6 protein-coding genes and 1 riboswitch are annotated in these 11476 nt (G+C 66.7%); all 6 genes read right to left on the bottom strand.

Annotated elements, in window-relative coordinates:
* Window positions 1-14: 14 nt before the first annotated feature.
* Entirely contained in the window at window positions 15-377 is a 363-nt protein-coding gene (locus tag ACFVJS_RS11870; protein ID WP_378879877.1) for a DUF3017 domain-containing protein, read from the bottom strand.
* Window positions 378-380: 3 nt separating this feature from the next.
* Window positions 381-1232: a bifunctional methylenetetrahydrofolate dehydrogenase/methenyltetrahydrofolate cyclohydrolase gene (locus tag ACFVJS_RS11865; protein ID WP_378879874.1), complete on the bottom strand. Its 852-nt coding sequence runs from the start codon at window positions 1230-1232 to the stop codon at window positions 381-383.
* Window positions 1233-1384: 152 nt separating this feature from the next.
* Window positions 1385-2965: a bifunctional phosphoribosylaminoimidazolecarboxamide formyltransferase/IMP cyclohydrolase gene (gene purH, locus ACFVJS_RS11860; RefSeq protein WP_378879880.1), complete on the bottom strand. Its 1581-nt coding sequence runs from the start codon at window positions 2963-2965 to the stop codon at window positions 1385-1387.
* A gap of 37 nt (window positions 2966-3002) precedes the next feature.
* A riboswitch (ZMP/ZTP riboswitch) is annotated at window positions 3003-3080 on the bottom strand.
* 10 nt (window positions 3081-3090) lie between these two features.
* Complete coding sequence (gene purN, locus ACFVJS_RS11855) at window positions 3091-3702, bottom strand: phosphoribosylglycinamide formyltransferase (RefSeq protein WP_378879871.1); 612 nt, start codon at window positions 3700-3702, stop codon at window positions 3091-3093.
* A gap of 70 nt (window positions 3703-3772) precedes the next feature.
* Window positions 3773-4084: a hypothetical protein gene (locus ACFVJS_RS11850; RefSeq protein ID WP_378879868.1), complete on the bottom strand. Its 312-nt coding sequence runs from the start codon at window positions 4082-4084 to the stop codon at window positions 3773-3775.
* Window positions 4056-11453 (bottom strand): DUF1308 domain-containing protein, encoded by a 7398-nt coding sequence (locus ACFVJS_RS11845; protein ID WP_378879865.1) that lies wholly within the window; start codon window positions 11451-11453, stop codon window positions 4056-4058. The genes ACFVJS_RS11850 and ACFVJS_RS11845 overlap by 29 nt, the downstream gene beginning before the upstream one ends.
* Between the last annotated feature and the right edge of the window lie 23 nt (window positions 11454-11476).

The raw sequence follows: 11476 nt of genomic DNA, 5'->3' as shown, positions 1-11476 counted from the left end.
TGTCTTTGTACGTCCTATTCGCCGGGCACGCTCACCGCGAGGATCCACAGTGCGCCTGCCGTCAGCGCCAGCAGCGCCACGTCGAACCAGCGGTTGCGCACCGCCAGCATCCCCGCGTCCTTCGTACGCAGCACCGCACGCCCCAGCGACGCGGCCCCCACCCCGGCGGCGAGGACGATGATCCCCACGCGCCAGTGGCCGAAGCCGACGAGCCCGAGACCGACGATCGCCGCCGTCAGCACGCCGAGGTAGACGAACCCGCCGATGGTCGAGGGGAAGCTGCGTACGTCTTGGGGGTCCGTCTTCTCGTGCTCAGGGGCCACCGTCACCGGTGCAGGAGCCGCCGGTGTGGGGCTGAGCGGGGGATGCACGGACACGTGTCAGAGCCTTTCGAGAGCCTTCTCGGCGCTGAGGACGATATTGGAGAGCAACATGGCGCGTGTCATCGGACCCACCCCACCCGGGTTCGGAGACACCCAGCCAGCCACGTCCCACACGTCCTCGGCCAGGTCTCCTGCGATCTTACCGTCGACCCGGGAGACACCGACGTCCAGCAACGCCGCGCCGGGCTTGACCATCTCCTTGGTGATGATGCCGGGCACGCCCGCGGCGGCCACCACGATGTCGGCGTTGCGGGTGTGGGCGGCCAGGTCTCGGGTGCCGGTGTGGCACAGGGTGACCGTGGCGTTCTCGGAGCGCCTGGTCAGCAGCAGCCCCAGCGGACGCCCGACGGTCAGCCCACGACCGACCACGACGACCTCGGCACCGTTGATCTCGACGCCGTGACGACGCAGCAGCTCGATGCAGCCCACCGGGGTGCACGGCAGCGGACCGTCCTCACCGAGGACCAGCTTGCCGAGGTTGTGCGGGTGGAGCCCGTCGACGTCCTTCTCGGGCGCGACCCGCGAGAGCAGCGCGAACTCGTCCAGACCGGTCGGCTGCTGGATGAGGAAGCCGGTGACGGCCGGGTCCGCGTTGAGCTCGTCGATGACCTTCTCGACCTCGGCCTGGGTCGCGGTGGCGGGCAGGTCGACACGGGTCGAGGCGACGCCGATCTCGGCGGCGTCCTTGTGCTTGGCGTTGACGTACCAGTGCGAGCCGGGGTCGTCGCCGACCAGCACGGTGCCGATGCCCGGGGTGATGCCCTGGGCCTTCAACTTCTCGACGCGCTCGGCGAGCTCGGCCTTGATCGCCTTCAGCGTCGCGGTGCCGTCCAGCTTCTGTGCTGTCACTTCTTCATCCTGTCACTCTGGGCTGTGGTTTCGGCGTAGTGGGCGGGCTGTGTCTGTCCGTCTAGGTATGCAGGGAAACCGTCACTTCCCACGCGGAGTTCCGCGCGGGAAGTGACGGATCGGCTGCATACCTAGACGAACATACGGCGCGCTCAGTGTGCGAAGTGGCGCGTGCCGGTGAAGTACATCGTCACCCCGGCCGCCTCGCACGCCTTGATGGTGACCTCGTCGCGGATGGAGCCGCCGGGCTGGACGATCGCCTTGACGCCGGCGTCGATCAGGATCTGCGGGCCGTCCTCGAAGGGGAAGAAGGCGTCGGAGGCGGCGACGGAGCCGCGGGCACGCTCGGCGCCCTCGGCGAGGGTGTTGGCACGCTCGACGGCCAGGCGGCAGGAGTCGACGCGGTTGACCTGGCCCATGCCGATACCGACCGCGGCACCGTCGCGGGCCAGCAGGATCGCGTTGGACTTGGCGGAGCGTACGGCCTTCCAGGCGAACGCCAGGTCGGCCAGGGTCGCCTCGTCGGCGGCCTCGCCGGTGGCCAGGGTCCAGTTGGCGGGGTCGTCGCCCTCGGCCTGGAACGTGTCGGTGTGCTGCATCAGCAGGCCACCGCTGATCGGCCGGGTCTCGACACCGGTGGTCGCGAGCGGCTCGGCGACGAGGATGCGGATGTTCTTCTTACCCTGCAGGATCTCGACGGCGCCGTCCTCGTAACCGGGCGCGACGATCACCTCGGTGAAGACCTCGGCGACCTGCTCGGCCATCTGCTTCGAGACCGGTACGTTGGTGGCGATCACGCCGCCGAACGCGGAGACCGGGTCGCACTCATGGGCGCGGCGGTGGGCCTCGGCGACGTCCGCGCCGACCGCGACGCCGCACGGGTTGGCGTGCTTGATGATCGCGACGGTCGGCTGGTCACCCTGGTCGTAGGCCGCGCGGCGGGCGGCGTCGGTGTCGACGTAGTTGTTGTAGGACATCTCCTTGCCGTGCAGCTGCTCGGCGGCGGCCAGCCCGCCCGGACCGAAGCCGGAGCGGTAGAGCGCGGCCGGCTGGTGCGGGTTCTCGCCGTAGCGCAGCACCGCCTGGCGGTCCCAGGTCGCGCCGACCCACGCCGGGAAGCCCGACCCGTCGGAGGTGTCGGTGAGCACGTTGCCCATCCAGGAGGCGACCTGCACGTCGTACGTCGCGGTGTGCACGAACGCCTTGGCGGCGAGCTGCTGGCGCTCGGCCAGCGTGAAGCCACCGGTCTTGGCGGCCTCGAGCGCGCGGGCGTAGTCGGCGCCGTCGGTGACGATGGCGACCGAGGCGTGGTTCTTGGCGGCGGCGCGGACCATCGAGGGGCCACCGATGTCGATCTTCTCGATGCAGTCCTGCTCACCGGCGCCGGAGGCGACCGTGTCGGCGAACGGGTAGAGGTTGACGACCACCAGGTCGAACGGCTCGACCTCGAGCTCCTCGAGCTGGGCGACGTGCTCCGGGAGACGGCGGTCGGCGAGGATGCCGGCGTGCACGCGCGGGTGCAGCGTCTTCACCCGGCCGTCGAGGCACTCGGGGAAGCCGGTCAGGTCCTCGACCTTGGTCACCGGCAGGCCGAGCTTCTCGATCAGCGCCGCCGAGCCGCCGGTCGAGACGAGCTCGACGCCGGCTTCGTGGAGGCCCTTGACCAGGTCGTCGAGACCGGTCTTGTCGTAGACGGACACCAACGCCCGCTTGATCGCGATCTGGTCCTGCACAGCCACAGCAAACTCCCCATCGGTCGATGAATTCGATGAGGGGCACCCAGGCGGTCGATGCCGTCTCTTTACACTCCCCGGTGGTCCCCCACCTGCGCCAGTCGTGTGCTCGTCACTCTAACCGTTCAGGCGCGCCCGAACCGAACCCGCCGGCCGTCCACGGTGTAGCCCTCACGGGCGATCCTCCCGACGGACTCGACGAGCATCGAGCGCTCGACGACCTTGATCCGCTCGTGGAGCGTCTCCTCGGTGTCGTCGTCCTCCACCGGCACCGTCACCTGGGCCATGATCATCCCGGTGTCGACCCCCGCGTCGACGATGAACAGCGTCGCCCCGGTCACCTTCACCCCATACTCGAGCGCGTCCCGCGCCCCATGCATCCCCGGGAAGCTCGGCAGCAGCGCCGGGTGGGTGTTGAGCGTCTTCCCCCCGAACCGGTCGAGGAAAGCGGCTCCCACGAGCTTCATGAAACCGGCGGAGACCACCAGATCAGGCTCGTACGCCGCCACCGACTCGGCCAGGGCCGCATCCCACTCCTCGCGCGACCCGAAGTCCTTGACCCGGTGCACGAAGGTCGGGATCCCGGCGTCGGTCGCCCGGGTCAGCCCCTGGATCCCGTCGCGGTCGGCCCCGACCGCAACGACCTCCGCCCCGTACTCCGGGGACGCGCAGGCGTCCAGCAGTGCCTGGAGGTTGGTGCCCGAGCCGGACACGAGGACGACGAGACGAAGAGCCACGAAGGTCACTGTAGATCAGGGCAAACCTTGCGCCCGCGCCACCCAGACCGAGGTCAAGGTCTTCGGCTCGTCACCCGTCGTCGTACTCCCACCCCGCCTCGGCAAGACTTCTCCTCGCATCAGCAGCGTCCTGCGAGCCCGCGAGCGCTTCATAGGAAGCAATAGCCTCCGCCAGTAACTCGTGTACGTCACCGCCGAGAACCTCATGCAGGACAGCAGCCAGATTGCGATCAGACAGGTCGTCGTACACCGCCGCAAAGATCGCCGCGCGGCGTGACGCATCAGCGTGAACAAGTCCCACGTCGCGCAGGAGTTCTGCGCAGACTTGCAGGTGTTGCGGCAATGACATCTCGTCACCAACCACTTGGCGACGCCGGTTCATGCAAAATAGCGTCAAAATTGACGCCTTGGGCAGACGCACCTCGTAGGAACTTTGCATCGGACGTATAGATCGGCGTGCCCATCTGGTCCGCCGTGCCAAAGATGATCTTGTCGTTCGTCCCGACCTTCTTGGTCTCCTGGAGCGTCTGCGCTCTTGCGCTTGGATTGTCGTCAACGACTCGTAGTCGGCCGCGCAATTTTTGCGCCAGACTCGATTCATTCGGCCCCGCCAGCCTTGCAACTGCCGAAGACCACTCATCGAAAGCCGTCTGAGACATGTATAGATCGTACGCGGCAAGGTCCGTTCTCAGTCGCGCGCCGATGGATGTATTCGTGATATATGCGCGTGCGGTTCCCGAGTCCAGCGAGACCGCCTCCCTTGAGTCGTCGCGGTCTCGCTTCTTCTTGGTAGTTCGGGCCTTTGCGCGTTCCGCGGCGGCTCGGTCTTTGGCCTCCTCGATCCGTTCTGCTTCGGCGGCCCTCTTTCGAGCAGCTTCGGCTGCGGCAGCCCTGGCACGCGCGTCGATGGCAGCTTGTTTCGCCCGCTCCGCGGACAACGACGTTGCCGCCGCCACTACAGTCACGCCGAGGAGTGATGCAACGGTATTCTTGAGACTAGCGCTCCAACTGGAGGCCGCCGCGCCCGCGACTGCGGGGCTGACGGTTGCGCCACCCCCACCGCCTCCTGTGTCCGTGAGCCACATCAGTCCACTGGGATCGCTGAGGGTGACTGGATTCTGGGCGCTGTAGGCATAGGCGTTGAGGTGCTGTGCCTGGGCCGGATCGAGCAGCGGGTCCGGAGAAACAAACGCCCCGGTCTCCTGGTCGTAGTAGCGGGCACCGATCTGGGTCAGACCGGTGGTGTCGTTCGACTTGCCGAGGAACCCGCGGTCACCCGGGGTCCCGTTCCCATCCCGGTCTCCTACGCTCGCTGCCGCAGTGGCGTTCTTGCCGCGAACGCGACCGAATGGGTCGGCGTACTGCTTACGGACCGACGCAGGTGTCCAGGTGGTGTTGGGGATCGCGACGATCGGGGTGCCGTGGTGGTCGTTGACCAGGGAGGTGACCCCGCCCAGGCCACGCTGGTCGCGTACGGCGATGGTTTCGCCGTTGAAGGTGTAGTAGCGATGGGCGGAAACGTTCCTGGTCGAGTCGCGTGGGATGGTGACTTCTTGGCCGCCGGGGAGGTAGATCGTGACCGCCTCCGCGTCCGCGCGAATGACGCGGTCGCCAGCACCTGTGTAGACGTACTCGGCCTCGCCGAGCTCGTCGACGACTCCGTCAGCACACGTTTCACCGGTGGTGAGGGTCTTGACTAGCTTCCCTTCCCGGTCCCAGCACATCGCCTGGGCCACGGACCGACGGGCCGCCGCGCCTTCCGCGGTGCGGGCGCCGTTGTGGATGGCGGCGATCTCAGTCGAGGACAGGGCTTGGGAGTACAACCCCATTTTCGCGACGGAGACGGGTGAGAAAAACTGGCCCGCGGTGGTGGAGCTGGCATCTGCGCCGACGAAGAACCCGTTGCGCCCGAGGTTGCCAGGACGCTTCAGCGGTCCCGGAGCCTCGATGCTGGCGGCGAGCTGACCGTCGAGGTAAAGGCGGGCGGTGTCGCCGTCCCAGGTACCGATCGCGTGGTACCACTTCCCGGCCGTGATGGCGGCCTGAGCTTGGCGGTAGCCACCGTCGGTAAAGATGTTGAAGGTGAGTTTGCCGTCGTATACCACCATGGAGGCACCACCACCCTCCTTGGCTGAGCACACCGAGTGCTCGGTCGTGTTGGGGAGAGTGCCGTTGTCCTTCATCAGGCACTCGATGCTCATCTCGTCGGTGAGCTTGTCCCACTGGGCATCGCCCATCGCGTAGGAGTAGGCGTCATCGACACCGTCGAACTTGGCGACCTTCGACCCGGCCAGCCCCAGCTTCGTGCGGCGTGCCGCATCGAGGGTGGTGTCGTCGATGACGGCGGGGGTGCCGTGCTTGGTCATCGTTCGGCCCTGGGCGTCGTCGGTCGGGGTGCCGTCGGTGTAGTCGACATCGAGGACATCGGCCTCGGGGACCGTCACCTCGGCAACCTCCGTCCCGGTCCGGGTCTCCTGTCCACCGGTGGCGGTGTAGGTGAAGTTACGGGCCGGGAGCTGGGTCGTGGTCCCGTTCGCAGCCTTCGACGTACCGGTGATCGAGGTGACCGCGTGCGGGCCTGCATTCCCGGTCTGCGTGTAGTCGTAGTCGGTGGTCTCGGTGACCCCGGTCAGCCCGTCGCGGTAGGTCTGAGTCTCGCGGTTGCTGTTGAGCGGGTTGTAGGTGTAGCCGATCTGGTAGGGCGCCGGACCTGCCAGGGCCGGGTTGCCTGGATCGCCGGTGCCGCACTCCGTCCCCAAGGCTGGGGTCCAGGCGTGCTTCAAGCGCGCGAGGTTGTCGTAGACGAAGCACTGCTTCTCCCCGCGCGCACCAACACCGGTGTCGCCGCCGAGGGCGGTATTGGTGGGGGTGTCGGTGATCTCGGTGACGTTGCCCGAGTCCGTGTACTGGTAGGTCTGGTTCAGGTCGTTGCCGGTGATGCCCTCTCGCTTGAGCATCTGCCCGGTGAGCCGGCCGGTGGTCGGGTCGTAGGTGCGGGAGAGCGCGGCGGAGTAGGTGTTGCCGAGGTCGGCGAGCTCGAGTCGGCCGAGGTCGTCGTAGTGAGAGTCGGCGACATAGGTGCCCCACCCGAATCCGCCGCCCATCCAGCGGGGCTTCGAGGCCTGGTCATAGAACGTCGTGACGCGCTCAGAGCCCAGGATCGTGGCAGAGTCGGTCGCCGCGACTTTGGAGGTCGTCTGGGACTTGATCTGACCATCAGCCATGTAGGTGTAGTCCACGCTCGCGGACTCAGTCGAGAGCCGCGCCAGCGCCTCAGGGATGTCACCGGCCGGCCCTGCACCCTCACCTGTGCCATCGCCGGTGGCTGCTTGGGGGTAGTCCAGAGTGGTCGTCAGCGGCCGGTAGGCGTCATCGACTTTCCCGGTGCGGGTGGTGTAGTCGCCCTCGCTGGTGTGTCGGGTGGTTGCGTGCTCGATCCCGAGCATCCCGGCCGTGTCGGGGTCGGTGTTCGGGTCGCCGTCGTAGGCGTGCTCGACCCGGATGTTCCCACCGATCGTGTCGTCACGCATCGTGAGTGGACGGCCGAGCTTGTCGTAGGTGTAGGCGATCGTCTTGCCGGCGCCGTTGGTCACCGTCTTCGGCTGACCGTCGCTGGTGTAGGTCGTCGCCGTGTTGCCAGCATCGGGGTCCTCGGCGAGGGTCTGTCGCCCGGCGAAGTCGTAGGTGTAGGACCAGGTCGTCCCGGCGGGGTCCTTGAGCCCGATCAGCTGCCCGGCCTGGTCGTAGGTGTAGGTGGTGTCTTGGGTCGCGGCGCCGTCGTGCTGCCGCCGGAACCTGGTCTGGCCCAGGGCGTCAACGATCGTGGTGGTCTTGATCCCGCCCTGCGGCGGGGTGACTGTGGTCGCCTTGCCGTTGTAGGCGGTTAGGGTGCGCCACTTCTCGTCGTAACCGTTGGTCGACGGGTCGGACCACAAGATCTCGTCGGTAACGCGACCCGCGGGGTCGTAGAGCCAGGAGACCATCTTGTCCGGCTCGACAATCGTCTTGTAGTTCAACAACTCCGCGGTCGGTTTCCCGGTAATTGAGACCCATGGGCCGTACGTTTTCTCCTTCTCCCCGGCAGTGTTGTAGACCGTGTGGGTCATCACGCGGGTGTCAACCGCCTTGGAGCGGTTCTGATAGGAGTCGCCAGTGTTCGCGGACTCGGCCTGGGTCTGGATCTCGCGGCCCAAGCCGTCGCTGATCGCGACCGCTGTGTGGTAGCCGTCCCCCTGAGCGTTGAGGGTCTGGGTCGTGACCGCGTTCATGCCGTTGGCGCGGTCGGTGTAGTCGTACTTGACCGAGGCCTTGCCGATGCTGGCGTGCTGCGGATAGGTCACGGTCAGCAGACGGCCCAAGCCGTCATAGCTGGCCTTCGTGATCTTCTCGTTGAGGTCCTTCGCCTCGAGCACGACACCGAGGAACGGGTCGTACTTCTTCGAGGTCACGAACGCCGGCCGCCAACCAGTTGTGCCGTCGATGTCACCCTGGCTGGTGGTGACCTGGTCGACCAGACCGGCGCCAGCCGGGGCGTAGGTGGTCGTCGTGGTCCGGTCAACCGCGGGGTCGTCTGGGTAGAGGGTCTCGCTGACCGTCCGGCCGAGGGCGTCCGGGGTGGTCTTGCTGGTGCGGACCATCCCGGCCCGGCCAGCACCGTCCATCGTGCCTGCCTTGACCGCACCGACCGTGGTCGAGGTGGTGGCGACCTTCGGGTCGATGGCCCAGGTCTCGATCGGGATCCCGTCGGCGTTGAGCTTGATGACCTCCTCACTGAGCAGGTCCGAAGGCGCGACCGCGTCGAGATCGGTCGAGGAAGGGCAGGCACCGACATCGGCAGCGGTCGTCTTCAGCGTTTGAGTGCGCCACACCAGGCCGCGCTGGTTCGCGAGGCCAGAAGGGGCAGTGGGATCGCGGTGGGCATACGCCATCCGGACACACGTGTCATCAGAGTCCGTGCCCAGGTCACCGCGTTCGCTGACCTTGGTCGGCTGACCGTGCTCATCGAACGTGGTCGAGGACAGGGTGCGGAAGTCCAGACCAGTCGAGGTGTCGCCGGTTGCGTCGTAGGAGAAACCATAGTCGTTCGACCCAGTGACCCGGGTGGCTTCGAGCTTGCCCTTGGTCGCCACGGGTGCGGAGATGTCGGTCCTCGTGACGGTCTCAGAGACCTTCTTACCCTCGTTGAACGAGACCGTGGCGAACACGTCTCCGACACGTGCGTCCTCATTGTCGGCGACCGAGACCTTGTGTCCCTCCGCGCCTGCAGTCAGTGTCTGGGATGCCTTGCCGCGGTAGTAGAAAGTCTGGACCGGGCTGGTCGCCTCCGTGCCGACGCCTTGGGTGGTCTTGACCCATTTGAAGCCGCGGAACTCTGAATAGGTGAGGTTCTTGGGGTCGGTGATCGCCGCTACCGGCTCGGCCCAGAACGCGCCACCGGCGGTGTCGTAGCTGTAGTGGGTCTCGGTCGGTGCCGAACCCGTCGGCAGGATCGCCGCATCGGCGGGGTTGGACGATCCGGAGGCGACGATCGAGGAGACGACGTACTTCTGGAACCAGTCGATGATCGGCTCGGGCTCTTCGGTATCGCCAGCCACGCTCATCCACTTGATCGGGAAACACAACCTCTTGTTCCCCGCGCCACCGTTTCCGCCGGGGTCCGTGGCGGCGGGCTTGGTGTCACAGCCCCCCTTGTAGTTGATCGAGACACTCGCGCCGGACTCGGTGCGAATGGCGTTCAGGCGTGGGCGCCACATGCCGGCCGCATTGTCGGTGGAGGCGTCGAGCCGGTTTTTCATCGCTACCCAGCCCAGCTCCACCGACGGCAAAGTGACATCAGGGGCGTTTGTCGAGCCGCCACGGCCGATGTGGGTGATCTTGTCTAGACGCAGAATTCGGCCCGTGCCACCCTTGCCCAGCGAGTAGTCACCCGGGCTGAACCACGACTGGCCAAGCTGCCACTCATCAACCGTCACGTTGGCGCCAGCACTCGTGCTGGAGGCTTCGGTACGAACGCCGATGAGCTGCTTGGTGGTGTAGAACGCCGGGGAGACCTTCTCCTTGCACTCGGTCGCTTCCGCAGCACAGCGCAGATCGGTCGGGACGTCGGTCTTGGTGACGCCAGCGTCGGACCACTCACGCGCCGTGGTTTCGAAGATCACTTTCGCCGGCGCGTTCGTCGGGGTGTCGGGGGCGTTCGTGACCTCGCGGGTTCCGTATTCGATCCGCTTCAACCAGCCACCCGGCTGATACTGGCGCACCTTCTCGCCCATGTCCGCGCCATACGCGGCGGTGTTGGAGCCATAGAAGTAGGTCATCGAGTTCCCAGTCGGGTCCACGACATAGTCCAGGTTCCACCGCCACGCCTGCTGAACGGCCGAGGCCGCGAACGAGGAGTTGTAGCCCGGCTCACCCGGGTGGTTGCCGTAAACCGGGGTCGTCCACGTCGAGTTCAGTGCCTCGCCCTCGACCGCGGCGCGGTCACGGCCGAAGTAGTAGACGGTCCCATCGACACCGGTGACCTTCCAATACTCACCACTGGCATCCCGCAACCCGGCCGGAACACCATCCGGGGCCGGGGCGCCAGACAGGTGTTGGATCTTGGTGCCGTCGATGTCCTTGGGGAGCCATTCGCCGGTCTCATCATTCTTGACCAGGGCGACCGAGGTTCCGCCCAGCATCAGCGTCGCGTTGTCAACGCCCCAGCACAGGTCGCCGGTGCGATGGGTCTTGTTGTTCGCCGTGGTGCCGGACTTGTCGTCGCGGTCGTCATCACAAGGGACATAGGAGCGCTCGATATAGCCCGGCTCCATGTCGAAACCCTCACCCACCCATGAGGTCTGGTTGTTGGTCGAGGCCACCCGACCATCCGAAGACGCCGAGGAGTAGGACAACCCGAGCTGCGGCACCAGTCCGCCAGCGGTCTCGGGGACATCGATCGGATACGACCAGGTGAACCCGCCTGTGGCGCCCGACGTGCCCCACGTCGAGGATGGCGCCAACGAGGTCGCCGACCAGTCCCCGCCTTCTCCTGCGGATCCAGGGGTCTGTGGCGAGGTCGTGGTCAAAGCCGAGATCGCACCCTCGCTCTCGGGCTCGACCGCCTGCCGATCACTGACTGAGCCATTGGACTTCGTCGACTTCGGAGATGCAGACGTCGACGAGCTTGGCGATGCCGACTGAGACTCTTCGGGAGCTGCCGTAGCGCCATCGCTGGGCGACGGCTCAGCCGACCCAGTCGAAGCGTCCACGCTCGGGGCCGTACTTGCGCTCTGCCCGGCAGAAGACTCTGCGGACGGCGAAGACTGCGTCCCGGTCGACTCGTCGTCACTGGTCGACTTCTCACTCGATGCGGCCGGGGCCTTGGCGGCTGGCTCTGATGAAGGAGCCGCTGCCGGAGCCGCCAATGGCTCCTCTCCTGGATCGGGCTCCGGCTCGGGCAGCCGCTCGACGTCATCGACGACACCCTCGATGGTGTCTTCAGAATCAACCGTCTCCGCGGCCGGAGCCAAGGCCTCGGCGGTGACGTCGGTCGGGTCCGGCAGCGCCGCGAGTGCCGCGTCGAAGGTCTCCTCACGAGAATCCACCGGAGCCGTCAGTTCGTCCTCGGTGAACACACCGATCGTGGTCACCGAGGCCTGCGCCGGGGCGCCCACGGCGACGCTCAGCATCGCCCAGGACATGCCCGCAGCGGTCAGGACGCCTGCGGCCCGGGCCGCCCGGCGCGCGAGAGATACGTTGGTTGAAGTGCTCATGATCCTTGTTCGCTTCTTCTCGC

This window comes from Nocardioides sp. NPDC057772, assembly GCF_042798075.1.
In the GTDB taxonomy this organism is placed as follows: Bacteria; Actinomycetota; Actinomycetes; order Propionibacteriales; family Nocardioidaceae; genus Nocardioides.
The sequence above is the reverse complement of the archived record's forward strand: the minus strand, read 5'-3'. Positions and strand labels throughout refer to the sequence as shown.